Origin of the sequence: Stutzerimonas stutzeri, from assembly GCF_000952685.1 — a bacterium.
Taxonomy (GTDB): Bacteria; Pseudomonadota; Gammaproteobacteria; order Pseudomonadales; family Pseudomonadaceae; genus Stutzerimonas; species Stutzerimonas stutzeri_E.
On record NZ_JYHV01000011.1, the window covers coordinates 57,744 to 82,422 of the forward strand.

The following is a 24,679-nucleotide window of genomic DNA, read 5'->3' on the forward strand; positions in this document are numbered from 1 at the left end:
GGGCGTCTCAGTCGAACAGGCCGAAGGTCAGATAGCTCCACCAAGAGCGGCCTTCGTCTTGTTGTTCATTTTCCGCTCCAGCATCCCTCAATACCGGACGCAGCTCATCCGGAAGATCCTGGGCGGCGTTCTCATACTGACGTACCACGTCGCGGTTGGATTGCGAACTGTCCGGGGCCTTATTTTCCGTTTCGATCAGGCCGAGGGTGGCGCGGGACAACCAGCTCCGATTGTCGGCTTCCTGCTGGCGAGGCACGAACTTGCCGTCTTCCAGGCTTGGATGTTCCGGGTAGTTGAGCTTGAGCGTTTCCAGGCTGGTGTTCGCGAGGTCGTCCAGCCCCAGGCGCTGGTAGGCTTCGGTCATGACCGCCAGGCCATCGCCAACGGCGGGGGTACCCTGGAAGTTTTCTACGATGTAACGCCCGCGATTGGCAGCGGCGACATAAGCCTGGCGGCGCAGATAATAGTCGGCGACATGGATCTCGTTTGCGGCCAGCAGGTTGCGCAGGTAGACCATCCGCGCCTTGGCGTCCGGCGCGTAGCGACTGTTCGGAAAACGTGTGGTCAGTTGAGCGAATTCATTGAACGAGTCGCGCGCGGCGCCCGGGTCACGCTTGGTCATGTCCAGCGGCAGAAAGCGTGCAAGCAGGCCGCGATCCTGGTCGAAGGAGGCCAACCCTTTGAGGTAATAGGCATAGTCGACACTAGGGTGCTGCGGGTGCAGGCGGATAAAACGGTCTGCGGAAGAGCGAGCGGCTTCTGGCTCTGTGTTGCGATAGTAGGCGTAGATCAGTTCCAGCTGCGCCTGTTCGGCGAAACGGCCGAAGGGGTAGCGGGATTCCAAAGCCTTCAGTTTGTTGATAGCGCTGGTGTAGCTCTTGCTGTCCAGGTCGGCCTGCGCCTGACGGTAGAGTTCCGCTTCGCCGAGGTTTTCGCTAATAGTTTCGTTGGACGAACAGGCAGCGGTAAGGGCGAAAATGGCGATCAGCAGCAGGTGTTTCACTCGCATGGCGGCTTGCGTCCCTGTGACGGCTGGCTGTCTCGCGCGGAGCCGTCCTGTTATGATGGGCGCCCCGGCTGGCCGGGACAAAGACGCCGTATTTAAACACAAGCGTGTTGTCGAAACCAAAGCCCCACCTGTGTCTCCGTCGAAGAGGTTCCTTGGCGGGTTGCCCAACCATGCGGCATGCCAGTCGACCCGAACATCGCGACCATTGTCGCGCGCAGTTGCCGATCGCCTGTCTCGTCGAACCGCATTATTGCCTCTCCCTATTTATGAAGCGCCCTTAATTATGTCCACGATCTCCACCCAGGCCATTCATCTCCGCGCCGAGGTGCCGTTCGCCCTCGGTGGACAGCGCCTCGATCAGGTCGCGGCTCAGCTGTTTTCTGAGCATTCCCGGTCACGCCTCGCCGCATGGATCAAGGATGGGCTACTTACGGTCGATGGCGCCGCGCTGCGCCCGCGTGACACGGTGCATGCCGGCGCGGTTCTGGAATTGTCTGCCGAACAGCAGGCACAGGGTGAATGGGTGGCCCAGGACATTCCGCTGGATATCGTCTTCGAGGACGAGCACATCCTCGTATTGAACAAGCCGTCTGGCTTGGTGGTGCATCCCGCCGCCGGTCATGCCGATGGCACCCTGCTCAATGCCCTGCTGCATCATGTGCCGGACATTATCAATGTGCCGCGCGCCGGTATTGTGCATCGCCTGGACAAGGACACTACCGGGCTGATGGTCGTGGCCAAGACGCTGCAGGCGCAGACGCGTCTGGTCGAGCAGCTGCAGGCGCGCAGCGTCAGTCGCATCTACGAGGCCATCGTCATTGGCGTGATCATCACTGGTGGCACGGTCGATGCGCCGATCGGGCGCCACGGTCAGCAGCGTCAACGCATGGCTGTGGTCGAAGGCGGCAAGCCCGCCGTCAGCCATTACCGCGTGCTCGAACGCTTCCGTTCGCATACGCATGTCAGGGTCAAGCTGGAGACCGGCCGCACGCACCAGATCCGTGTGCACATGACGCATATCGGCTATCCGCTGGTGGGCGATCCGCTGTACAGCGGGCGCTTCCGCATTCCGCCGGCGGCAAATCCGACCATGGTGCAAACGCTGCGCGATTTCCCGCGCCAGGCCCTGCACGCGCGCTTCCTCGAACTCGATCACCCGGTCACGGGGAAACGGCTGAAATGGGAGTCGCCATTGCCGGACGATTTCGTCTGGTTACTCACCCTGCTGCAGCAGGACCGTGAGGCGTTCGTCGGGTGAGCGACTGGCCAGCGGACTGGATCCGTCCCGAGTGGCCGGCGCCTGCCCGCGTGCGGGCGTGCGTCACGACCCGTGGCGGTGGGATGAGCCCGGCGCCTTTCGATAGTTTCAATCTGGGCGACCATGTTGGCGACGCCGCGGATGCAGTGGCTGCCAATCGTCTGAATTTGCGCCGCGTGCTCGGTTGCGAGCCGGCCTGGATGAGTCAGGTTCATTCGAATATCGCAGTCGAAGCCGATCCGCGCGGCTGTCCTACCGCCGATGCCAGCTGGACGGGCGCGCCGGGCATCGCCTGCGCGGTATTGACCGCCGACTGTCTGCCGGTGCTGTTCTGTGACCTCGTCGGGACCCGGGTCGCGGCCGCGCATGCGGGTTGGCGCGGGCTGGCCGCGGGCATACTCGAGGCTACCGTTGCATCCATGAGCACTCCTGGCACACAGCTGATAGCCTGGCTCGGCCCAGCGATCGGACCCGAGGCCTTCGAGGTCGGTGCGGAGGTGCGCGAGGCGTTCGTGTCACAGCATGCCGTCACAGCCGAAGCCTTTTCCCTCAGCCGCAACGCCGGCCGCTACATGGCTGACATCTACCAGCTCGCCCGCATCCGTCTGGCCGCTTGCGGCGTCACGGCGGTGTTCGGTGGCGGCTTCTGTACGGTCAACGACCCGCGTTTTTATTCCTATCGCCGTTCTGCCCGCACCGGTCGCTTCGCCAGCCTGATCTGGCTCGACTGAGCGCCGGTTCTGTTTCGGTGCCTCCGCTGAGGTGGCCAGGTCGCGCGGTGCGTCGCCGAGATGACCTGCGTCAATGCCATTCGGCTTGAATCTCCAACAATCAACCTCATCTAAGTTCCATCTCGCAGGCTTTTGTCGAGGTGCGATTGAGTGCGCCGGCCTGCCAAACCAGAAAGGGTGATTACATGCGTATCGATCGATTGACCAGCAAGCTGCAGCTTGCGCTCTCCGATGCCCAATCCATCGCCGTCGGCCTCGACCATCCGTCTATCGAACCGTTGCACTTGATGCAGGCGCTGCTCGATCAGCAGGGTGGTTCGATCCGGCCGCTGTTGATGCAGGTGGGCTTCGATATCAACGGCTTGCGCCAGGCGCTGACTAAGGAGCTGGATCAGTTACCCAAGCTCCAGAACCCTACGGGCGACATGAACATGTCGCAGGATCTGGCGCGCCTGTTGAACCAGGCTGACCGACTGGCGCAGCAGAAGGGTGACCAGTACATCTCCAGCGAACTGGTGCTGCTCGCCGCGCTGGATAGCAATACCCGACTGGGCAAGCTCTTGCTGGCCCAGGGAGTGAGTAAGAAAGCACTGGAAAACGCCATCAGCAATCTGCGCGGTGGCGATGCGGTCAACGATCCCAACGCCGAGGAGTCGCGTCAGGCGCTGGACAAATACACCGTCGATATGACCAAGCGCGCCGAGGACGGCAAGCTCGATCCGGTGATCGGTCGCGATGATGAGATCCGCCGAACCATTCAGGTGCTGCAACGGCGTACCAAGAACAACCCCGTGCTCATTGGCGAGCCTGGCGTCGGCAAGACCGCGATCGTCGAAGGTCTGGCCCAGCGCATCGTCAACGGCGAGGTGCCGGATGGGCTCAAGGACAAGCGTCTGCTGGCACTGGACATGGGCTCTTTGATCGCTGGCGCCAAGTTTCGCGGTGAGTTTGAGGAGCGTCTGAAGGCGGTGCTCAACGAGCTGAGCAAGCAGGAAGGGCGGGTCATCCTGTTCATCGACGAGCTGCACACCATGGTCGGTGCCGGCAAGGCCGAGGGCGCCATGGATGCGGGCAACATGCTCAAGCCGGCGCTGGCCAGAGGCGAGCTGCATTGTGTTGGTGCGACCACGCTCGATGAGTATCGCCAGTACATCGAAAAGGATGCGGCGCTGGAGCGGCGTTTCCAGCGCGTGCAGGTCGATGAGCCGAGCGAGGAGGACACCATTGCCATTCTGCGAGGCCTGAAAGAGCGCTACGAAGTGCACCACGGCGTTTCCATCACCGACGGCGCGATCATCGCCGCGGCGAAACTGTCGCATCGCTACATCACCGACCGGCAGCTGCCTGACAAGGCCATCGATTTGATCGACGAGGCGGCCAGCCGCATTCGCATGGAAATCGACTCCAAACCGGAGGAGCTGGATCGCCTCGATCGCCGCCTGATCCAATTGAAGATCGAGCGTGAGGCGCTGAAGAACGAGGACGACGAAGCAACCAAGAAGCGTCTGGCCAAGCTCGATGATGAAATCGTCAAGCTGGAGCGTGAATACGCCGACCTGGAGGAAATCTGGAAGTCGGAAAAGGCTGAAGTGCAGGGCTCGGCTCAGATGCAGCAGAAGATCGAGCAGGCCAAGGCCGATCTGGAGGCTGCGCGGCGCAAGGGCGACCTGTCGCGTATGGCCGAACTGCAGTACGGCATCATTCCCGATCTGGAGCGCAGCCTGCAAATGGTCGACCAGCACGGTAAGACCGAGAATCAGTTGTTGCGCAACAAGGTCACCGACGAGGAAATCGCCGAAGTCGTTTCCAAGTGGACCGGCATTCCAGTGTCGAAGATGCTCGAAGGCGAGCGCGAGAAGTTGCTCAAGATGGAAGACCTGCTGCATCAGCGCGTAATCGGGCAGCACGAGGCAGTTGTCTCGGTCGCCAACGCGGTGCGTCGTTCGCGCGCCGGACTGGCAGATCCGAATCGTCCCAGCGGTTCCTTCCTATTCCTTGGCCCGACCGGCGTGGGCAAGACCGAGTTGTGCAAGGCGCTGGCCGAATTCCTCTTCGATACCGAGGAGGCGATGATCCGCATCGACATGTCGGAGTTCATGGAAAAGCATTCGGTCGCACGTCTGATCGGCGCGCCGCCGGGGTACGTCGGCTACGAGGAAGGCGGTTACCTGACCGAGGCAGTGCGCCGTAAGCCTTATTCGGTAGTGCTGCTCGATGAGGTCGAGAAGGCGCATCCCGATGTGTTCAATATTCTGCTGCAAGTGCTTGAGGACGGCCGCCTGACGGATAGCCATGGGCGTACGGTGGACTTCCGCAACACCGTGATCGTGATGACGTCGAATCTGGGATCGACCCAGATTCAGGAGTTGGTGGGTGATCCTGATGCTCAACGCGCAGCCGTGATGGATGCGGTAAGCAATCACTTCCGCCCCGAGTTCATCAATCGTATCGACGAGGTGGTGGTGTTCGACCCGCTGGCCCGCGAGCAGATCGCAGGTATCGCGCAGATCCAGCTCGGTCGTCTGCGGCAACGCCTGGCAGAGCGCGAGCTCAGCCTGGAACTCAGCAACGAGGCCATGGACAAGCTGGTTGCCGTTGGCTACGACCCGGTCTATGGTGCGCGACCCCTGAAACGCGCCATCCAGCGCTGGATCGAGAACCCGCTCGCGCAGAACATACTGTCTGGCGCGTTCGAGCAGGGTTCTTCCATCGTCGGCAAAGTGGAGGGCGACGAGATCCGCTTCGCCAAAGCGTGAGCCTGGCAAAGAGCCGCCCATGCGGGCGGCGCTGAGGTCATTGCGACGGGCTCGTTGCCGTCGCTCGACGGGAGGGCTGAGGTAACTCGCAAAGCATTGTAGTAAATCGCATTTTTTCTGTTGACAGGCGCGTCGAGAACCGTAAAATGGCGCGCCTCTGAGGGGGGTTTGCAAGGCGGCACAGCAAACCATCCAACGAGCTGGAAGTGATAGTTCCGCGATAGCTCAGTCGGTAGAGCAAATGACTGTTAATCATTGGGTCCCAGGTTCGAGTCCTGGTCGCGGAGCCAATTTCCAATCGGGGTATAGCGCAGTCCGGTAGCGCGCCTGCTTTGGGAGCAGGATGTCGGGAGTTCGAATCCCCCTACCCCGACCAATTTTGGGTCGTTAGCTCAGTTGGTAGAGCAGTTGGCTTTTAACCAATTGGTCGTAGGTTCGAATCCTACACGACCCACCAAACTGCCTTGCAGAAAGGCATGAGAACCGGAAGATTCCGAGCGAATCTTCCGGTTTTTTATTGCCTGCCAATTATTTCGCGGTCACCCGGTCATGGTTGCGCCATGTTCTGCCGGCACCGTCCTCGTGTAGGGCGGTGCTGGCTCTGTGCGTTCGGTCAGTGCAGCTTGAGGCGGGGTACCGTGCTGGTCGTGAGCTTGTCACCGATCATCATCAGCCCCGTGCGCGCGACTCCGTACAGCGCGATCTGGTGCATTCGGTACAGCGAAACATAGAACATCCGGGCCAGCCAGCCCTCGAGCATGACATTGCCGGTGAGGTTGCCCATCAAATTGCCGACGGCGGAAAAGCTCGACAGGGAAATCAGGGAGCCATAATCGCGGTAGCGATAACTGGGCAGGCTCTGCCCTTGGAGTCGTCGGGCGAGCGATTTAGCGAGCATGGAGGCCTGCTGATGTGCGGCCTGTGCACGCGGTGGTACGTTGCGGTCGCTGTCCGGTTGCGGGCAGGCCGCGCAGTCGCCGAAGGCGAATATGTTTTCGTCTCGCGTGGTCTGCAAGGTTGGCAGTACCTGCAATTGATTGATTCGATTGGTTTCCAGGCCATCTATTTCGCGCAGGAAGTGTGGCGCTCTGATGCCGGCCGCCCAGACCTTCAGCGTAGCTGGTACGAAGTCGCCATTCTTGGTGTGCAATCCTTCATCCGTCACTTCACTGACTGCGGCGTCGGTGAGCACGCTCACGCCCAGGTCGCGAAGAGTCTGGTGTACCGGTTGGCTGATGCGCTCCGGTAACGCTGGCAGAACCCGCGGGCCAGCTTCTATAAGCGTGATATGGACGTTTTCCGGCTTGATGCCGTCCAACCCGTAGGCGGCGAGTTCGCGCGCGGCGTGGTGCAGTTCCGCGGCCAGCTCGACACCGGTAGCGCCAGCACCGACGATGGCCATGTCGATGGTGCTGTGGTGACCTTCGCTGGCGTGGGCGCGCATGTAACGGCTGAGCAGTTGGCGGTGGAAGCGTTCGGCCTGCTCGCGGGTGTCGAGGAAAATGCAGTGCTCGGCCGCGCCCTTGGTGCCGAAGTCGTTGGTAGTACTGCCGACTGCGATCACCAGGGTGTCGTAGCTGAGCGTGCGAGCCGGCACCAGTTCGACGCCATGCTCGTCGAACGAGGCGGCGAGATGTACGCACTTGCGTTCCCGGTCCAGGCCACTCATACGGCCCATCTGAAACTCGAAGTGGTTCCACTTCGCCTGGGCGACGTAATTGAGCTCATCGGCGGATGAGTTCAGCGAGCCGGCGGCCACCTCATGCAGTAAAGGTTTCCAGATATGCGTCAGGTTGGCGTCGATCAGCGTGATGCGGGCCTTGCCGCGCTTGCCCAACGTTCTACCCAGGCGGGTGGCAAGCTCCAGGCCGCCGGCGCCGCCGCCGACGATTACGATGCGATGTGTCATGAAATGAACTCATAAGGCTTTGCGGAATTCGGTCGTCATCTGGGCGAGGAACGGCTTGCTCATAACACCAGATGGCTCAGGAAGCGGCTCAGCAGGCCTAAGCCGGCGACCACGACCAGTACCAGCACAAGAAGCAGCCAGGGCCGAAAGGGTCGGCGCTCGACTTGATGCTGCGGCGCGCTGAGGTACTGATCAACGCGTTTCTGGTCTTCTGGATTCAGGCGGCTGGGCATACGCACCTCGAAAGGGAATGCAGGCATTCTAGCGGTGCGACGGTAAAAGCCAAGCGCGATGGCAGAACGCCTGAGGCTTCGGTGGAATGGCGGGACGGTGTGGGGCGGTGCTGCGGTTTCAAAATGGCACGGCACGCAGGCTTTTTCCTGCATGCCGTGTGGGGGCTATCGACCGTTGTTTTTCAGGTTTCGAAGGTTGCCGATCACGGATTCCAGTGCGCGGTCGAAGAGCAAGGCATCGTTGAGCAGGCGTATGGCGTTGCGACGGAACTCGATGGCGAGTCCCATCCGGGTCTTTTCCAGGACCTTCATGCCGGTGCGATTGACGAAAATGTATTTGCCCGTGGGTTTGATCACGGCGGCCAGCTTGCAACGAAGCTTGTGGTCCTCGTCTTCCTGAAATTCGACCCAGCTGCCGACGCGCAGATTGTCAACCTGGATCAGCGCTTCGTCATTATCAGCCAGGTTGATTTCGGGTTCCTGCTCACGACTTTCGCCGGGAGCCAGCAGGACGATTTCCTCGTTTACCTCGACCATTGCGGGAACAGCGGTCTCATCGGCGTGATCTTCACGCGGAGGTAGCTCCAGCTTGTCTCCGGTGAGGATCTTGTCGCGAGCGAGCGGATTTGATTGAGCCTGCTGCGCCGGCGGGTTGAGTTGCTGCAGTGTCTGTACGTGCAGCGCTTCGAGTCGGGTGAAGAAGTCGCTGGTGGAGAAGGGGTCGAACGCCGCGCTGACCAGTCCTTCACGAAGGTTCTTTAGCAGGCTTGGAACCAGCTCAAGCAGCTGTTCCCGGGACTCGGGATCATCATGCGGTGTAACGCTCCAGATTAGATCGTCCATGGTGGCAAGAGCGGCCTGCCACTGCTCGGATTGGGTGCCATGTTTCAGGCAGGTCAGCAGCAACACTTTGCTCCAGGCTTCCTGCAGCAGGCGGACGACCACCTCGGGGAGGGTTTTGCCAAGCAAGCGCTGGTTGAGCGCGTGCTCCACTTCCTGACGGGCCATTTCGGCCTTGGCGCGTCCTTCCTCAGCGTCGCGTGTGCGCTGTTCGAGAAGCTCGCTGCGTCGGCGCTCGTCACCTGTGAAGGCAAGGAAATCGGCAAGCAGCTCGGAAAAGATGGCAGGGTCGTCGACGAAATCGTTCAGCAAGCGAGACACGACCTGCTCGATCTTCTGGTACAGGCTGTCGCGTTGGGCTGCGTCCTGATCGACCCAACCCATGGCGGCTGAGGCGATCTCGTTGAGCAGACGGCGTGCCGGATGACTGCCACGGCTGAAGAAGGTCTTGTCGAGAACGGCAACCTTCAGTACAGGGATCTGCAGGCGTCCGATCAGGGCCTTGAGTGAGTCGGGCAGGGTGCGGTCGTCGAGAATGAATTCGAACAGCATCGACACCAGATTTATGACGTCTTCGTCGACCTCGCCGACCACGCGTGATTTGCCGCTCTTGGCGCTGACACGATGCAGGAGCTGCTCGAGCTGGCTCTGCAGATCGTATTCATCGATCTGCTGAGGTGCGCGTGACTGAAGATGCGACAGCAGGCGCATCAGGTCATTGCTGGAAATCGGTACGGCGTCGCTGGGCATGTTGCGAGCTGGCAGCGCGCTTCCACGCAGCTCTGAAAGCAGCGCCTGCAGGGTGCCGAATGCTTCCTGGGCGCCTTCATCGGCGAATGCCGGGGCCTCGCTGAATCCTGTGCCTGAGCGCGGTGCGCTGCCGCTCGAGGCACCGGGGCGGCCATGCGAGCGGCGCGGCTGGGCGGATTGCAACTCTGGAAGGATGCCGGCTGCGACCAGTGTCTGGTTCGATTCAGCGTAGAGCTGGTCGAGGTCCGTCAGCACGTAGCGCTCGAACAACTTGAGAATGATCAGCTTGACCTTGATCTCAACGCCCAGGCTGCGGCAGGCCTCGAGGAAGTATTCACAGAGTTGCTGGGGGCCGAGCGGGTTGTTCTTGTCGTCCAGCTTTCTGCTGACCAGCACATTCATGCGAGTGGTGAGGTGGCTGAGTGACTGGCTGGCGCGGCTCATGACCTTGGCGACCATGGTGTCGATCGCGACCGACTCTTCCAGCTCGTCGTTCTGCACCAGTGCCAGGCTTTCAAAGGATGTTTCCGGCTGTGCCGGTTTGCCGATTTCGTACTGGTTGAGCTTGGCGAACGACTCGAAAACCTGCTGCAGGAAGCCGCGCTCGATACCGCGGCGCTTCATGCGCAGGTCGCGCATGGCCTCGAAGAACGCATTCTGTTCGGCATTGCTGGTGGCGCGATCGGCGATTTCAAAAAGTGAGTCGTCGGCGTTATCGAACAGGGTTTGCAAGGCCAGGCGCAGCTGCTGTGCCGCTTTGTCGCGCACGCTGATGAGCGCGACAGGTAGTCTACCTGCCGGCGAGGTCGGCTTTTGCTCAGGGGCGGCCTTGAGGTGCACCACTTTCGCATCGGTTCGCATCGAGACTCTCCGGTCGCCTGTGATTCAGGCGCTCAACACCGCGTAGCATGCCGCTGATCACGGGCAGGGGCAACGGCTTGTCAATTCGGCAAGGGTTCGCCATTTCCGTGGCGCCAATTTACGGGTCCATTATATGCACCTTGTTAATAAGCCTAGCGCGGATTTGTTATGGACATGATGCAGCTCACACATACTCGCCAAATTCCTACAGGCGGTCGGAAAAGGCATGAGACGGTGGCATTGGCCTGACGTCATTCATCCCCGTCTCCAGTCCCATGCTGCATGATCGGCCGAAGCTTTATACTCTCGCCGAATTATATGGGAGCCCGTCGTGACCAATATCACCCTTGCGGACTTGTCCGCGGAAATCGAAACCAATGTACGCAAGGCGCTGGCCGAGGATGTCGGCAATGGCGATATCACCGCGCAGCTGATTCCGGCAGAGCGACTCGCTCATGCCTCGGTCATTACCCGTGAACCGGCCGTGATCAGCGGTACGGCCTGGGTCGACGCGGTGTTTCGGCAGTTGGACCCGCGGGTTGCGGTGCATTGGCAGGTGACGGATGGCGAGCAGGTGGCGGCCGACCGTGTGCTGTTTCACCTTGAGGGTCCTGCGCGTGCGTTGCTCAGTGGTGAGCGCGCGGCGCTGAATTTCCTGCAGATGCTGTCAGGCGTCGCAACCCGTTGTCGACACTATGCCGATCTCGTCGCAGGCACTGGTGTGCAGTTGCTCGACACCCGAAAAACCATTCCCGGCTTGCGTCTGGCGCAGAAGTACGCGGTTACCTGTGGGGGCTGTCATAACCATCGAATAGGTCTTTACGACGCCTTCCTGATCAAGGAAAACCATATCGCCGCCTGCGGCGGAATCGCCGAGGCCGTTGCGACGGCTCATCGTATCGCGCCCGGCAAGCCGGTCGAAGTCGAGGTGGAGAATCTTGATGAGCTGGAGCAGGCGCTCGGGGCCGGTGTCGATGTCGTGATGCTCGATGAGTTGAGTCTGGTCGACATGCGTGCCGCGGTTGGCATTGCGGCGGGGAGGGCGAAGCTGGAGGCGTCGGGGGGAATCGATGATGAATCGCTGCGCACGATTGCCGAAACCGGCGTGGATTACATTTCGATCGGTGCTCTGACCAAGCATGTCAGAGCAATCGACCTGTCCATGCGTCTGACCCAATAAGGAATGCACGAAAGCGGCACCAAAGTGCCGCCGATTCGACTCAATGCTTGCTTTTCAGTCCGAAGTTCTCGTGTAGCGTGCCGGGAACATCGGTGTCCTTGGGCGCGTAATCCTTCGGTGGCTCGGTGAACGTCGGTGAGGTAAGACGCTCCCGGTGGCTGTGGCTTTCCTCGCTGTGCAATGCGGCGAGCAGGCGCTGCCGGGTCTGTTCGTCCAACGCGAGCTTATCGGCGCCCTCGGACAGATGATCCTGCATGTCCTGATAGCTGTTGGTCAGCTTGCGCAGCAGGCTTGCGGTCGTGTTGAAATGAGTCACCACTTCGCTTTGATAGGTGTCGAAGCGCTCCTGCAGCTCATCTACCTGACGCTGTGTGCTGGTCGGCGCGCTGTTGCGCGCGATCAAAAAACCAATAGCGATGCCGACAATCACGCCGACAATTGGGAGCAACCAGGTCGCGAGGGTCTGTTCCACGAGTACTTCCTCTATATAAACGGCTTGCCTTCAGGCCGCGAAAAACCGTGTGACGGCGCTCAAATGGGGCGGCTATCAGGCCAGGACACAACTGATAGCCGGGTTCTGCAGCGCCTTGTGCAGTGGTTTTCCCACGGCCTGATACGTTAACGTCTCGTACCTGCCCTGTATACCGCGATGCGATGCGAGCGGCCACAGGCGACGTCTATGCAAGACGAGTCGACTTGCCCCAAGGTCACGGAGTTACTTTCTTGAAACGTGAAAACCCTATATCGATCGACGGTCCGGCCGGCGTGCTCGAAGGCTTGTATTTCGATCAGCCGGATGCACGTGGGCTGGCATTGATCTGTCACCCCAATCCCGTCAAGGGCGGGACCATGCTGAACAAAGTGGTGTCGACGCTGCAGCGCACGGCCCGCGATGCGGGCTATGTCACGCTTCGCTTCAACTTTCGCGGGGTCGGCGGCAGCGCGGGCAGCCATGACATGGACACGGGAGAAATCGACGATGCAGAAGCGGCGCTGCAGTGGTTGCGGGCGCAGCACCCCGAGTTGCCTCTGACATTGCTCGGGTTTTCATTTGGAGGGTTCGTTGCGGCGGCGCTGGCCGGGAGAGTCGAAGCGAGAGCCGAGCCGCTGGAAAAACTGTTCATGGTCGCGCCGGCGGTGTCGCGACTTGCAGATCAGCCGCTGGCCGAGCGTTGTGCGCTCACCATTATCCAGCCGGACGATGACGAAGTGATCGACCCGGCCTCGGTGCATGCCTTCTCCGCCGAGCTTCAACGTCCCCACGAGCTGCTGAAAGTGGCAGAATGCGGCCACTTTTTCCACGGCAAGCTGGTGGACCTGAAAGAGCTGGTGGCACCGCGGATGGCGTAGCGCGCTGACGGTGTGCGGGCGATCTCGCCTAGCCCCGCGTGCACGCCCGCTCAACGGTCCACTGGCCGTTTGCGCTGACTGAATCGAGATGATCGTATGAAAACCCGAATCCTTACCGGTATCACCACCACCGGCACGCCCCACCTGGGCAACTACGCCGGTGCCATCCGACCGGCTATCGTGGCCAGCCGGGAGGCTGATGCCGACTCCTTCTATTTCCTCGCTGATTACCACGCATTGATCAAATGCGACGATCCGTTGCGTATCCAACAGTCGCGCCTGGAAATCGCCGCCACGTGGCTGGCCTGTGGATTGGATGCGGATCGGGTGACCTTCTATCGCCAATCCGACATTCCGGAGATTCCAGAGCTGACCTGGCTCCTGACCTGCGTTGCTGGCAAAGGGCTACTGAACCGCGCGCACGCCTACAAGGCCTCGGTGGACAAGAACCTCGAACTGGGCGAAGACCCGGATGCCGGGGTCACCATGGGATTGTTCAGCTACCCGGTATTGATGGCCGCGGACATTCTGATGTTCAACGCACACAAGGTGCCGGTCGGTCGCGACCAGATTCAGCACGTGGAAATGGCTCGTGACATCGGTCAGCGCTTCAATCACCTGTTCGGCAAAGGCAAGGAGCTGTTTACCCTGCCAGCCGCCGTGATCGAAGAGGGCGTGGCGACACTGCCGGGGCTCGACGGGCGCAAGATGTCCAAGAGCTACGACAACACCATCCCGCTGTTCTCCAGCGCCAAGGCACTCAAAGGCACTATCGCCCGCATCGTCACCGACTCGAAGTTGCCCGGGGAGCCGAAAGATCCGGACGATTCCCACCTGTTCACGATCTACCAAGCGTTCGCAACACCGGCGCAACTGACCGAGTTCCGCGCTGATCTGGTCGGCGGCTTGGCGTGGGGCGAGGCCAAGGAACGTCTTTTCCAGTTGCTCGACAATGAGCTGGGCGAGGCGCGCGAACGCTATCACGGGCTGATGCAGCGCCCCGGCGAGCTGGAAGACATCCTGCAAGCGGGCGCCGCCAAGGCGCGGAAGATCGCTAAGCCGTTCCTCGGCGAGTTGCGTGAGGCGGTCGGGTTGCGCAGTTTCCGTAGCGAAGTGACGAGCGCCGCGCCGGTCAAGAAGAAGGGCGGCAAGGCCGCTCGATTCGCCAGCTTCCGCGAGAGCGACGGCAGCTTTCGCTTTCGCTTTTTCGCCGCTGGCGGTGAAGAGCTGTTGCTGTCGCTCCCATTCAGCGATCCCAAGGCGACAGGCGTGATCAGTCAGCGCCTGATTGCCCAGGGCGTGGACGCGTTGGAACTCCGTGCCGACGAAGACAATCAATTCACCGTGTGGCTGGATCACGAATGCATCGCGAAAAGCCCGGTCTACGGCGATGAACAGGCACTGGATGCCGCCATGCAGCGCCTGCGCCAGGCGTTGGCCACGCTTTCCGTGTAATCCCACACGGGTTCGCCGGTCGCGGCTTGGCCGGCGCATTTCTGCCGAAATCCTGTTACCACTCGAGGCTCGAGCGCTTGAACGACCTGCGTAAATTGCCAACCACCGAGGGCACGGCTAAAGTGTCGGCCCCGTTTCACTACCCAGACCCCGCCATGACCCCTCTTGAGCGCTATCAGGAAGACCTGAAACGTCCCGATTTCTTTCACGATGCCGCCCAGGAAACTGCTGTGCGACATCTGCAGCGTCTGTACGACGACCTGATTGCCGATGACCGCAACAAGTCCGGGCTGTTCGGCAAGCTATTCGGCAAGAAACAGCAGGAACCGGTCAAGGGCCTGTATTTCTGGGGCGGCGTCGGTCGCGGCAAAACCTATCTGGTCGATACGTTTTTCGACGCTCTGCCGTTCGAGCAGAAGACGCGCACCCACTTCCACCGCTTCATGAAGCGCGTGCACGAGGAAATGCGTACCCTCAAGGGCGAGAAGAATCCGCTGACTATCATCGGCAAGCGCTTCGCCGACGAATCGCGGGTGATCTGTTTCGATGAGTTCTTCGTATCCGACATCACCGACGCGATGATCCTCGCCACTCTGCTCGAAGAACTGTTCAAGAACGGTGTGAGTCTGGTGGCGACCTCCAACATCGTTCCGGATGGCCTGTACAAGGATGGACTGCAGCGCGCTCGCTTCCTGCCGGCGATCGAACTGCTGAAGAAGCACACAGAGATCGTCAACGTCGACAGCGGCATCGACTATCGTCTGCGCGCACTCGAACAAGCCGAGCTCTACCACTTCCCGTTGGATGCCGAGGCGGAGCAGAGTCTGGAAAAGAGCTTTCGTAGCCTGCTGTCGGAACAGTGCCGCGTTCAGGAGAACGAAGCGCTGATGATCGAGAACCGCGAAATCGTCGCGCGCAAGACGGCCGGCGGCGTCGCCTGGTTCGAGTTCCGCGAGCTCTGCGACGGTCCGCGCAGTCAGAACGACTATATCGAGCTGGGCAAGATCTTCGATGCGGTGCTGGTTTCCAATATCGAGCGGATGGACGTTTCCAAGGACGACATGGCGCGGCGCTTCATCAACATGGTCGACGAGTTCTACGACCGCAACGTGAAGCTGATCCTCTCCGCCGAGGTCGAACTCAAGGACCTATATGCTGGCGGCCGCTTGGAGTTCGAATTCCAGCGCACGCTGAGCCGCCTGCTGGAAATGCAATCGCACGAATATCTGGCGCGTCCACATAAGCCGTAGAGAACCAGCGGTAAGCCTGAAGCTATAGGCTTGAAGTAAGCGCGAAAAGGTTGACAGCGTTGCGGCTGCGACCTTCTTTCCAGCTCCCAGCTCTTAACTGCTCTTATACCGATACTGCTGCCGGTACTGATTCGGCGATAGCTCGGTATGCTGGCGGAACAGCCGTGCGAAGAAACTCGCATCGTCATAGCCGACTTCATAGCTGATGGTTTTGATGCTCTTGCGGGTGGTGGAGAGCAAGGTCTTGGCCGTCTCGATGCGCAGTCGCTGCAAGTAGTGCAGCGGCTTGTCGCCGGTCGCCGTCTGAAACCGCCGCATGAAGTTGCGAATGCTCATGCCATGATCGCGCGCGACGTCCTCGAAGCGGAACTTCTCCGCGAAATGCTCTTCGAGCCACTCCTGAATCTGCAGGACCCGGGTATCCAGGTGGAGCTTTTGACCACCAAAACCGATGCGGCCAGGACTGTAGTTGCGTCTTACCTCGAACAGGATGTCGCGCGCCATGCCCTGCGCAATATGCGCACCGCAGAAGCGCTCGACCAGATGCATGTAGAGATCGCACGCCGAGGTGGTGCCGCCTGCACAGTACAGATTGTCGCTGTCGGTCAGATGCTTTTCCTGCGTAAAGAGCACGCGCGGAAAGCGCTCGGCAAACTCGCGGGCGAAGCGCCAGTGTGTAGTGCCTTCGCGGTCGTCGAGCAGTCCTGCGGCAGCCATCCAGAATGCTCCCGAGGCTTCACCGCAGATGGCGCTGCCGGCCAGGTGCCGCGCCTGTAGCCAGGGTGCTACCTGCGGATATTGGCGGCTGAGTGCGTCGAAATCGCCCCAGAACGCTGGCAGGATCACCGCATCGGCGTCGTCCAGCATTCCGTCGACTTCGATGCGGGGGCCGCTGAAGGTACTGACAGGCAGCCCATCGGGGCTGACCAGCACCGTTTCGAAGGCGGGTGTGAGATCCAGGCCCAGTTGCTTGCCATATCGCAGGCTGGCCATGTGAAAGAAATCCTTGGCATGCAGCAGGGTCGATGCAAATACCCCGTCGGTGGCCAGAATACTGATACGTTTCAATGGTGGGGCTGTGTGCATGCCGTGTCTTCTGACTATTCGGATTATTTTTTGTACGGGCAAAGCAGGGTGTAACTGCCGCAGTTCGGCGGGAGCGTCTTATTTTTTTGCGTGACTGTCCAGTCGCTCTTCAGTCTAAGTCGGGGAACCGCTCTGGGGTGCTGCTGATCTGACAGGCAGGAGGGCTTTTCATGACAGTCAACATACCGTTGGTTCGCCCCGATGCATTCGACGGCTGGGACGGCAGCCCTGCCGCCGCCCGGGAGATGCAGAAGCAGCTGGCCGGCAAGGTCGTATTGGAAGATGATTTTGGTTTGCTGCGGCTGATTGCGGGCGTCGACGTCGGCTTCGAGGAGGGTGGCAACATCACCCGCGCCGCGGTGGTTCTGCTCGATGCAGAGTCCCTCGCGCCGGTGGCGCAGGCATTGGCGCGAATTCCGACCCGCATGCCTTACATCCCTGGTTTGCTTTCCTTTCGCGAGCTGCCGGCGGTGCTGCAGGCACTCGAATCGCTCGGGCAGACGCCCGATCTGATCTTTTCCGATGGGCACGGCATTGCCCATCCTCGTGGCCTCGGCATTGCCGCCCATCTTGGCGTAATCACGGGTTTACCAACCATTGGCGTGGCGAAGAAGATTCTCACGGGCCACCATGCGCCGCTTGGCGAGCGGCGCGGCGATCAGGTCGATCTGCTGGACAAGGGCGGCAAGGCGATCGGCACCGTGTTGCGGAGCAAGGACAAAGTACGCCCGCTGATCATCTCGCCGGGCAACCGCGTCAGTCTCGCCACCGCGCCGGAACTGGTGATGCGCTATGTCACCCGCTATCGATTGCCGGAACCGACACGACTGGCCGACCGCTTGGCCTCGCGTCGCGATGAGAAGCGTGTCGGCCCTCAGCAGGCCATGGATATCGAATAGCCTAGGCCGCTTGCAGGCTGACACTCGCAGGCGCTAGCCTGCAGACCCGCAGGTTACCCAGGTCTCGCCACGATGCAGCTGGATCACGCGACAGGCTGGTGCCGAGGCATTCACCATTGCCCCTCGCCCAATTTCAACCAGCGCCCCGATGGTGAGATTTCGCTGCTAGTCATCCATAACATCAGCTTGCCACCGGGGTGCTTTGGTACCGGTAAGGTCCAGCAGTTCTTTCAGAACTGTCTGGCCCGCGACGAGCATCCCTTCTTCGAGGAGATCGCTAGCCTGCAGGTCTCGGCGCATTTTCTGATCGAACGTGATGGCGCGATCACCCAGTTCGTCTCCTGTCTGGATCGTGCCTGGCACGCTGGCGTGTCGCGCTTCGGCGGGCGTGAAAGCTGCAACGACTTCTCCCTCGGCATCGAACTGGAAGGCACTGATGAAGCGCCATTCAGCGAGGCCCAGTACGACAGCCTGATCCGCCTCTGCCAGTTGTTGCAGCAAGCGTACCCGGCCATCAGCCCGGAGCGAGTCTGCGGCCATAGCGACATCGCACCTGGGCGCAAGACCGACCCGGGCCCGGCATTCGACTGGCAGCGCCTGCGCGCGGCCTCGATCGTTGCCTGAGAAGGCCTTCATAGGATACGAACATGATTTTTCTGGTGCTGCTGCTGGTTCTGCTCATCGACAAACTCACCGATTGGCGGCGTGATGTGCAGCACGACGGCCCCTGGCTGAGCCTGCTGCGGCGAGTCGAAGGCCATTCGGAAGTGGCGTCCAGGCCATGGCTGGGCCTATCGCTGTCGGTGCTCCTGCCCGTGCTGTTATTGGGGCTGCTGCTGATGGCACTCAAGCCGCTGGCGTACGGTTGGCTCAGCCTGCCATTGCATCTGCTGGTGTTGCTCTACAGCTTGGGTCGTGGGCAAGGGAAGCTCGAGTTCGGGGCCTTTCGCGACGCCTGGCGTCGAGGCGATGACGAGGCCGCCGTGCTGGTGGCCGAGCGCGACCTGGGGCTTACTGCGTCGGATGCTCCGAGCCTGCTGCACGCCGTCGAAGCGCAACTGCTCTGGCGCAGTCACCAGGGCTTTTTTGCGGTGATTTTCTGGTACGTGCTGCTGGGTCCGATAGCTGCGCTGGCCTACCGGCTGCTTGCATTGACGATCGAGCATGCCAGCAGCGAGGCCATGCGCGAACGCGCCGGGCAAATCCGGCACGCCTTCGATTGGTTGCCGGTGCGCGTCCTGCTTGCCAGCTTCGGCCTGGTCGGAAACTTCGTCGCGGTCAATCGCGCCTTGTTGCACGACCTGCTGCACTGGGAGATTCCCGCTCAGCGGCTGTTGGCCGAGGTTGGTCCGGTTGCGGCCGACCTGGGCGAGCGCTGTGAAGGCGAGGCGGGCATCTCCCGGCTCGACAGCCTGGCCGCGCTGCTGGTGCGTGCCCGCATGCTCTGGTACGCCGCCATCGCGCTTTGGGTTCTTCTTCTATAGCCCTATTCAGAGCCCCGCTGCGGAACGCATCTGGCTTCATCTGGCGCGGCTACCGGACGTCGGATAAGCCGGGTGGATATGCCGGAATCGGCGCGCTTTCTGCCAGTTGCTGGGCCATCATCCTGCCATTACCTTAAGTTACATAAACCGCGACCGATATCCCGTATAAGTTTCTCGCGCCACTTCTCTGACGAGCCCTGCTGCGGCCTCGATGCTGCCGGCAATACAACAATAATTGGGAGACGTCTTTTGAAACGTTTGTTGTATCCCGCGATCGCGTTCATGAATCGCTTGAGCTTCGGGATGAAGTTCAGCCTGATCAGTGTCCTCTTCTTCGTCCCCATGCTGTTAACCAATTTCTATCTGGTGCGCGACTCGTACCGGGAGTTCGTTGGTACCCGCACCGAATTGCAAAGCCTGGAACTGCTGGGGACGGCGTTGCAGATGCGTCGCGAGATGGAAAGCTGGAAAGACCTGGTGGAAATCGAAAGCATCATCGGTCAGGCCGGCGAAGTACAAGCGCTGGTGACCCGGCTGACCAATGCCGAAGGTGAGCTCTCGACGCTGATGCAGAGCCTGGCGCCAGTCAGCGAAAACCCTGAGCAGGTCGCCGAGTTCAGCACGCGCCGAGATGAGCTCGATGCGGCGTTGCGCGAGGCAAAGGCGCAGCAGTCGTTGCAGGCCAAGGTAGCGATGGCGCGCGCACTGCTGGGCAAGGCTCAAGTGATGATCAAGCTGATCGCCAGCCAATCGGGCCTGAGCCAGGACGGCCAGCGCGATGTGCGAATGCTCGCCGAATTGCTGACTTCGGTCACGCCCACCATTACTGCGGCGCTCGGCGAAGGCAGGGCCGTGGGCTCCTACACGTTCGGCCAGGGCTACCTGAACTCCGACGCGAGCAACAAGCTGGACAACCTGCTCCTTGAGCTTGAGAAGCAGCAGGCGCAGTACAATGCCCAATTGCAGGACGTGCTTGGCAGCAGCGCTGCGGCACTGCGCCAGCTCGAACGCTATACCGAAGCCAGCCGCGCGTCCCTGCAGAACAGCAGTGATATCTTTCAAGATCAGGTGATCATGGCCGAGGCCATGGATCGCCCCTGGGAGAGCTTTTACGACCAGATCAGCGCCGAAATGGCGAAGACCTACGCGCTCAATGACGCCATTCTCGCTTTTCTCGATGATGAGCTCGAACAGCGACTGGAGCAAAAGCGTCGGCTGATGACCCTCCTGCTTGTCGCCCTGGCAATGGTGTTCCTCCTCGTGGTTTATCTCTACAGCGCTTTTTACATGTCCACTCGCGCGTCGCTGCGTAGCCTCGGCGCGACCATGGACCGTGTGGCTGCCGGGGACATGACCGCCCGCTTCAAGGTGCAGAGCCGCGACGAGCTGGGCGAGCTGGGTCAGGTCTTCAACGAGACTGTGGCGCGGATCCGCGAACTGATCGAGCGTGTCGGTCAGACGGTGGGCGAGGTGGAGCGCCAGGCGTCGCGGGTCGAGACCGTTTCCGGCGAGAGCAACCAGACCGTTTCCGAACAGCGCGGGCAGATCGAGCAAGTCGCCACCGCCATGAACGAGATGTCGGCGACCGCGCAGGAGGTGGCGACCAGCGCCGAAGCCGCGGTTGGCAGTGCGCAAAGCGTCAATGACGAAACCGTCAGCGGTCGCGGTCTGGTGGCGGCCCAGGTCGATGGGATCGGGCGATTGGCCGCGGAGATCGATCAGTCGGTCAAGGTCATCAATCAGTTGGCCAGCGACAGCAAGGCCATCAGCCAGGTGCTGGACGTCATCAAGGGCGTGGCCGAACAGACCAACTTGCTGGCGCTCAACGCGGCCATCGAGGCGGCGCGTGCTGGTGAGCAAGGGCGCGGATTCGCTGTGGTAGCCGACGAGGTGCGCAGTCTGGCCAAGCGCACCCAGCAGTCCACCGAGGAAATCGAGCAGATGATCGGGCGGCTGCAAGGCGGCGTCGGCGCTGCGGTCAAGACGATGCATTCCAGCCATTCGATGGCCGAGGAAACCGTCAGTCAGTCGGCTCAGGTCCAGCAGGCTTTGGAGAACATTCTCGGTGCCGTCGGCGTGATCGTCGATCAGAACCAGCAGATCGCCGCGGCAGCTGAAGAACAAACCGCCGTCGCGCATGACATCGATCGCAACATCGTCGCCATCAACGAGGCGGGTCAACGCACTGCCGAAGGCGCAGGCCATACCGAACAGGCCAGCCGTGAACTCACCGAACTGGTTGGGCGCTTGCAACAGCTGATAGGGGCGTTCCGGGTCTAGGACCGCTTTAAGAAGGTCAGCGCCAGCCAAACAACTCGCAGCTGTTTCGGTAGCTCGCCTCGGCCAGTTGCTCAGGGCTGATGCGTTTGATGTCGGCCAGCTCGCGGCAGATGTCCGGCAGAAACTCCGGGCTGTTGCGCTGGCCGGCGTGGCTGTAGGGCGCGATGTCGGGCGCGTCGGTTTCCAGCACGATGCTGTCCAGCGGTAGCTGCTGAAGCACCCGGTGCATGCGATGCGCCTGCGGCCAGGTGCCCGCGCCACCCAGGCCGAGCTTGTATCCCAGCTTGATGTACTCCCGCGCCTCCTCCCAACTGCCGCTGAAGGCATGGGCGATACCGGCGCGCTTGAGCTTGCGCTGCTTCAGGGTGGCAATCATCTGCGCGTGGGCGCGGCGCACATGTAGTAAAACCGGTAGTTCGAACTCCTCAGCCAGTTCCAGCTGGGCTTCGAGCAATTGTTGCTGACGGGCTTTGTCGGGGGCCTCGATGTAGTAATCCAGACCGATCTCGCCGATGGCGCAGAGCTTGTCCTGTCCGCGAAGACGGCCCAGCCAATCGCGCAGATCATCGATGTGTTCCGCTTGATGGTCCTGGAGAAACACCGGATGCATGCCCAGTGCGGCGTAGACGGCTGGTTCGTCCATCGCCAACTGCCAGACGCGCGCCCAGTTCGCCTGGTGTACGCCGAGCACGAGTAGCCGTTCCACACCTGCCTCGCGGCAACGCGTGAGCACCTCACTGCGGTCTGCGTCGAACGGGTCGAAGTCGAGATGGGTGTGGGTGTCGATCAGGCGCACGGGTTCTCCTGGTCTGGTGCGGATACGGGCGGCGTTCAGCGATTCGGTTCTTCCTCGATCTGGATGTCGCTGACACCGAGTTCGGCCATACGGCTGTCCTCGCTGGGGCGCACCGGAATTTCCCAGGGGGCATCGATTGCCGCGCGTGGCTCACGGACATGATGCAGCAGAATCTCCAGTTCGGCTTGCTCCATGTCCGGTTCTTCAAAGGAGCTGAGCGTCAGCGACGACGGTTTGCCATTGATCAGGTAGTGGATGCGATAGCGTTTCAGTTCGGTCATGGCGGCTCTCGACTCCAGTGTGTGGAGTATCGGACCGCCAAATTGCCTTCAGGCTCCCGAATCCTCGCGCTCCGATTCGAGTAGCGCGGCCTTGCGTTCGAGTCCCCAGCGATAGCCGGTCAGCGATTGATTGGCGCCGACGACTCGATGACAGGGCACCAACAGCCCGACCGGATTGCTGGCGCAGGCCCTGGCGACGGCCCGGGCGTGGCTGCCAAGATGTTCGGCCAGCTCGCCGTAGCGCCGAGTCTGGCCCCTGGGGATGTCTTGCAGCGCTTGCCAGACCCGTTGCTGAAACGCGCTGCCACGCAGGTCGAGTGGCAGTCGGGCGGCGCGCGAGGGCTCTTCCAGCTGGGCCAGGATCGAGCGTAGCCACTCACCCAGTCCTTCCTGATCCCGGAGCAACTCGGCCGCGGCAAAGCGCGACTGCAATTCGTTCAGCAGCGCCTGTTCGTCGTCGCCAAACAGCAGCGCACAGATTCCTTGGTCGCTGGCGGCGATCAGTAACAGCCCCAACGGACAGGCGCTGACGGCATAGCGCAGCGACTCGCCGGCGCCTTTGCGGCGACGCTGCGCCGGGCTCAATGCCGTGACGTTCTGATAGGCGCCGCGCGTACTGCCATAGCCTGCATCCAGGGCGGCGCCCAGCACCGAGTCGGCGGCGGGCAGGCGCGTCTCCAGCCGTTCGCGGCGTCGGGCGGCGGCCCAGGCGCGTGGCGTGAGGCCGGTGCGGGTTTTGAACGCACGAGCTAGGTGCGACGAGGACAGACCGATACGCGCGGCCAGTTGCTCCAGTGTCATCGGCTCGGGGCTTTCATCCAGCAAGCGACAGGCGGCGATGACCAGCGCGTCCAGTTGCTCGGCCGGGCTCTGCCCCTGAGGGGAGCAGCGCCTGCATGCGCGGTAACCGGCGGCTTCGGCATCCGTGGCCGTGCTGAAGAAGCTGACGCCGTCACGCCGCGGACGACGTGCCGGACAGCTGGGACGGCAGAAGATTCGGGTCGAGCGAACGGCGAACACGAAGCGATCGTCGTAACCAGCGTCGCGTTCGCAGAGTGCTTGCCAGCAGCGGTCGAAATCGAGCATTGCGGTGCTCCCTGAGTGGTTGATTGCGATTGTCCGCCCAGCTCGTCCTGGATGCCAATCCACAACGCGCTTTTAAACTTGCTAGCGAGCATGGAAGCCCGCTGACGATTACCGTAACCTGCAGACCTGCATAGTCGAAAAGGGTCTGTAAGCTGCTGATGAAAACGCCAAAACGACTCGAGCCGCTGGTCGAGGATGGGCTGATCGACGAAGTGCTGCGGCCGCTGATGAGCGGCAAGGAAGCAGCGGTCTATGTGGTGCGCTGCGGTGATGAGCTGCGTTGCGCGAAGGTATACAAGGAAGCCAATAACCGCAGTTTCCGTCAGGCCGTGAAGTATCAGGAAGGCCGCAAGGTCCGTAGCAGCCGAGATGCCAGGGCCATGGCCAAGGGCTCCAAGCACGGGCGTAAGGAAAAGGAAGAGAACTGGCAGAACGCCGAAGTGGCCGCCTTGTTCCGACTGGCGGACGCCGGTGTCCGCGTCCCCAAGCCTTACGACTTCCTCGACGGCGTGCTGCTGATGGAGATGATTTCAGGCGAGGACGGCGATGCCGCACCTCGTCTCAATGACGTCGACTTGCATCCTGACGATGCGCGCGAATTTCACGCGTTCATGATTGGCGAAGTGGTGAAGATGCTCTGTGCCGGTCTGGTGCACGGCGATCTGTCCGAATTCAATGTGCTGCTCGACGAACACGGTCCGGTCATCATCGACCTGCCGCAGGCGGTGGACGCGGCAGGCAACAACCATGCGTTCGAAATGCTTGAACGGGATGTTGGCAACATGTCGGCCTACTTCGGGCAGTTTGCGCCGGAGCTAAAATTCACCCGTTACGCCAAGGAGATGTGGGCGCTCTACGAAGACGGCAAGCTGACACCGGATTCCGAGCTGACCGGGGAATTCGCCGAGCCGGAAGACGCGGCGGATCTGGATGCCGTGATGCGGGAGATCAAGGCGACCCTGGCCGATCAGGCGCGCAAGGAAGCCCTGCGCAACGCAACGGACGAACCCAGCGACGAGCCGCCCACGCCGCCCTGGATGCGTAACTGACCCTGAACCCCGAAAGGGCTCGCTCGTTGTCGTGCCACGCTTGCGTATGGGACGGGCTGCTGCACGGGTAGGCTGTTTCGCTCGGCGAAATTTCGCGTTTCCGCTCTGGTCCGGGAGTTCGCCTATGCTCAAGTGA

At 61.3% G+C, this 24,679-nt stretch carries 21 protein-coding genes and 3 tRNA genes; 15 read left to right on the top strand and 9 right to left on the bottom strand.

The genetic code is table 11. The features are described from left to right. Positions 1 to 7: 7 nt before the first annotated feature. Positions 8 to 1,009, bottom strand: coding sequence for an outer membrane protein assembly factor BamD (locus tag UF78_RS04100; protein ID WP_045160767.1), 1,002 nt, complete (start codon positions 1,007 to 1,009; stop codon positions 8 to 10). A gap of 283 nt (positions 1,010 to 1,292) precedes the next feature. On the opposite strand from UF78_RS04100, the gene rluD reads away from it, so the two are divergent. The 6 genes from rluD to UF78_RS04130 all read left to right on the top strand — a co-directional run bounded on the left by rluD (position 1,293) and on the right by UF78_RS04130 (position 6,211). Further along, positions 1,293 to 2,267 (top strand): 23S rRNA pseudouridine(1911/1915/1917) synthase RluD, encoded by a 975-nt coding sequence (gene rluD / locus UF78_RS04105; RefSeq protein ID WP_045160768.1) that lies wholly within the window; start codon positions 1,293 to 1,295, stop codon positions 2,265 to 2,267. Beyond that, positions 2,264 to 2,998 carry a peptidoglycan editing factor PgeF gene (gene pgeF / locus UF78_RS04110; RefSeq protein WP_045160769.1) on the top strand — a complete coding sequence of 245 codons (735 nt, stop codon included), beginning with the start codon at positions 2,264 to 2,266 and terminating at the stop codon, positions 2,996 to 2,998. Before rluD ends, pgeF begins: the two co-directional genes overlap by 4 nt. A gap of 185 nt (positions 2,999 to 3,183) precedes the next feature. Continuing rightward, on the top strand, positions 3,184 to 5,754 hold the full coding sequence (clpB, locus tag UF78_RS04115) for an ATP-dependent chaperone ClpB (RefSeq protein ID WP_045160770.1): 2,571 nt from the start codon (positions 3,184 to 3,186) through the stop codon (positions 5,752 to 5,754). Positions 5,755 to 5,968: 214 nt separating this feature from the next. After that, a tRNA-Asn gene (locus tag UF78_RS04120) sits at positions 5,969 to 6,044 on the top strand. 9 nt (positions 6,045 to 6,053) lie between these two features. Beyond that, positions 6,054 to 6,130, top strand: a tRNA-Pro gene (locus UF78_RS04125). 5 nt (positions 6,131 to 6,135) lie between these two features. Further along, a tRNA-Lys gene (locus UF78_RS04130) sits at positions 6,136 to 6,211 on the top strand. Positions 6,212 to 6,367: 156 nt separating this feature from the next. Here UF78_RS04130 and UF78_RS04135 read toward each other — a convergent pair. From UF78_RS04135 to UF78_RS04145, 3 genes are all read right to left on the bottom strand, one after another. Further along, positions 6,368 to 7,663, bottom strand: coding sequence for an NAD(P)/FAD-dependent oxidoreductase (locus tag UF78_RS04135; protein WP_045160771.1), 1,296 nt, complete (start codon positions 7,661 to 7,663; stop codon positions 6,368 to 6,370). Positions 7,664 to 7,722: 59 nt separating this feature from the next. Next, positions 7,723 to 7,896, bottom strand: coding sequence for a DUF3094 family protein (locus UF78_RS04140; RefSeq protein WP_045160772.1), 174 nt, complete (start codon positions 7,894 to 7,896; stop codon positions 7,723 to 7,725). Positions 7,897 to 8,061: 165 nt separating this feature from the next. Next, the gene (locus UF78_RS04145) at positions 8,062 to 10,347 is read right to left on the bottom strand and encodes a DUF1631 domain-containing protein (protein WP_045160773.1); all 2,286 of its coding nucleotides are present in this window, start codon (positions 10,345 to 10,347) and stop codon (positions 8,062 to 8,064) included. 331 nt (positions 10,348 to 10,678) lie between these two features. Here UF78_RS04145 and nadC point away from each other — a divergent pair, with 331 nt between their 5' ends. Further along, entirely contained in the window at positions 10,679 to 11,527 is an 849-nt protein-coding gene (gene nadC / locus UF78_RS04150) for a carboxylating nicotinate-nucleotide diphosphorylase (RefSeq protein ID WP_045160774.1), read from the top strand. Positions 11,528 to 11,567: 40 nt separating this feature from the next. Here the strand turns inward: nadC and UF78_RS04155 are convergent, their stop codons facing one another. After that, positions 11,568 to 11,999 carry a YhcB family protein gene (locus UF78_RS04155; RefSeq protein WP_045160775.1) on the bottom strand — a complete coding sequence of 144 codons (432 nt, stop codon included), beginning with the start codon at positions 11,997 to 11,999 and terminating at the stop codon, positions 11,568 to 11,570. A gap of 251 nt (positions 12,000 to 12,250) precedes the next feature. Between UF78_RS04155 and UF78_RS04160 the strand changes: the two genes are divergently transcribed. The 3 genes from UF78_RS04160 (at position 12,251) to zapE (ending at position 15,582) form a co-directional block, all read left to right on the top strand. Then, the gene (locus tag UF78_RS04160; protein WP_045160776.1) at positions 12,251 to 12,877 is read left to right on the top strand and encodes an alpha/beta hydrolase; all 627 of its coding nucleotides are present in this window, start codon (positions 12,251 to 12,253) and stop codon (positions 12,875 to 12,877) included. Between the two features lie 96 nt (positions 12,878 to 12,973). Beyond that, positions 12,974 to 14,332 carry a tryptophan--tRNA ligase gene (locus UF78_RS04165; protein ID WP_045160777.1) on the top strand — a complete coding sequence of 453 codons (1,359 nt, stop codon included), beginning with the start codon at positions 12,974 to 12,976 and terminating at the stop codon, positions 14,330 to 14,332. Positions 14,333 to 14,487: 155 nt separating this feature from the next. Then, positions 14,488 to 15,582, top strand: coding sequence for a cell division protein ZapE (zapE, locus tag UF78_RS04170; RefSeq protein WP_045161090.1), 1,095 nt, complete (start codon positions 14,488 to 14,490; stop codon positions 15,580 to 15,582). 93 nt (positions 15,583 to 15,675) lie between these two features. Here the strand turns inward: zapE and UF78_RS04175 are convergent, their stop codons facing one another. Further along, a complete protein-coding gene (locus UF78_RS04175) occupies positions 15,676 to 16,668 on the bottom strand; it encodes a GlxA family transcriptional regulator (RefSeq protein ID WP_045160778.1) in 993 nt (330 codons plus the stop codon). A 170-nt stretch (positions 16,669 to 16,838) separates the two neighbouring features. Here UF78_RS04175 and nfi point away from each other — a divergent pair, with 170 nt between their 5' ends. From nfi to UF78_RS04195, 4 genes are all read left to right on the top strand, one after another. Continuing rightward, positions 16,839 to 17,567, top strand: a complete 729-nt coding sequence (gene nfi / locus UF78_RS04180) for a deoxyribonuclease V (RefSeq protein ID WP_045160779.1) — start codon at positions 16,839 to 16,841, stop codon at positions 17,565 to 17,567. Positions 17,568 to 17,639: 72 nt separating this feature from the next. Further along, positions 17,640 to 18,191 carry a 1,6-anhydro-N-acetylmuramyl-L-alanine amidase AmpD gene (gene ampD, locus UF78_RS04185; RefSeq protein ID WP_045160780.1) on the top strand — a complete coding sequence of 184 codons (552 nt, stop codon included), beginning with the start codon at positions 17,640 to 17,642 and terminating at the stop codon, positions 18,189 to 18,191. Positions 18,192 to 18,214: 23 nt separating this feature from the next. Beyond that, on the top strand, positions 18,215 to 19,051 hold the full coding sequence (ampE, locus tag UF78_RS04190) for a regulatory signaling modulator protein AmpE (protein WP_045160781.1): 837 nt from the start codon (positions 18,215 to 18,217) through the stop codon (positions 19,049 to 19,051). A 249-nt stretch (positions 19,052 to 19,300) separates the two neighbouring features. Beyond that, positions 19,301 to 21,331 (top strand): methyl-accepting chemotaxis protein, encoded by a 2,031-nt coding sequence (locus tag UF78_RS04195; protein ID WP_045160782.1) that lies wholly within the window; start codon positions 19,301 to 19,303, stop codon positions 21,329 to 21,331. Between the two features lie 16 nt (positions 21,332 to 21,347). Here UF78_RS04195 and UF78_RS04200 read toward each other — a convergent pair whose 3' ends face one another. Genes UF78_RS04200 through ada form a run of 3 tightly spaced genes read right to left on the bottom strand, consistent with a single transcriptional unit; the run spans position 21,348 to position 23,494 of the window. Next, positions 21,348 to 22,127 (bottom strand): TatD family hydrolase, encoded by a 780-nt coding sequence (locus UF78_RS04200; protein ID WP_045160783.1) that lies wholly within the window; start codon positions 22,125 to 22,127, stop codon positions 21,348 to 21,350. 35 nt (positions 22,128 to 22,162) lie between these two features. Next, positions 22,163 to 22,408: a hypothetical protein gene (locus tag UF78_RS04205; RefSeq protein WP_045160784.1), complete on the bottom strand. Its 246-nt coding sequence runs from the start codon at positions 22,406 to 22,408 to the stop codon at positions 22,163 to 22,165. A 48-nt stretch (positions 22,409 to 22,456) separates the two neighbouring features. Beyond that, positions 22,457 to 23,494 carry a bifunctional DNA-binding transcriptional regulator/O6-methylguanine-DNA methyltransferase Ada gene (gene ada / locus UF78_RS04210; RefSeq protein WP_045160785.1) on the bottom strand — a complete coding sequence of 346 codons (1,038 nt, stop codon included), beginning with the start codon at positions 23,492 to 23,494 and terminating at the stop codon, positions 22,457 to 22,459. Positions 23,495 to 23,652: 158 nt separating this feature from the next. Here ada and UF78_RS04215 point away from each other — a divergent pair, with 158 nt between their 5' ends. Next, on the top strand, positions 23,653 to 24,543 hold the full coding sequence (locus UF78_RS04215) for a PA4780 family RIO1-like protein kinase (RefSeq protein ID WP_045160786.1): 891 nt from the start codon (positions 23,653 to 23,655) through the stop codon (positions 24,541 to 24,543). Positions 24,544 to 24,679: the final 136 nt, after the last annotated feature.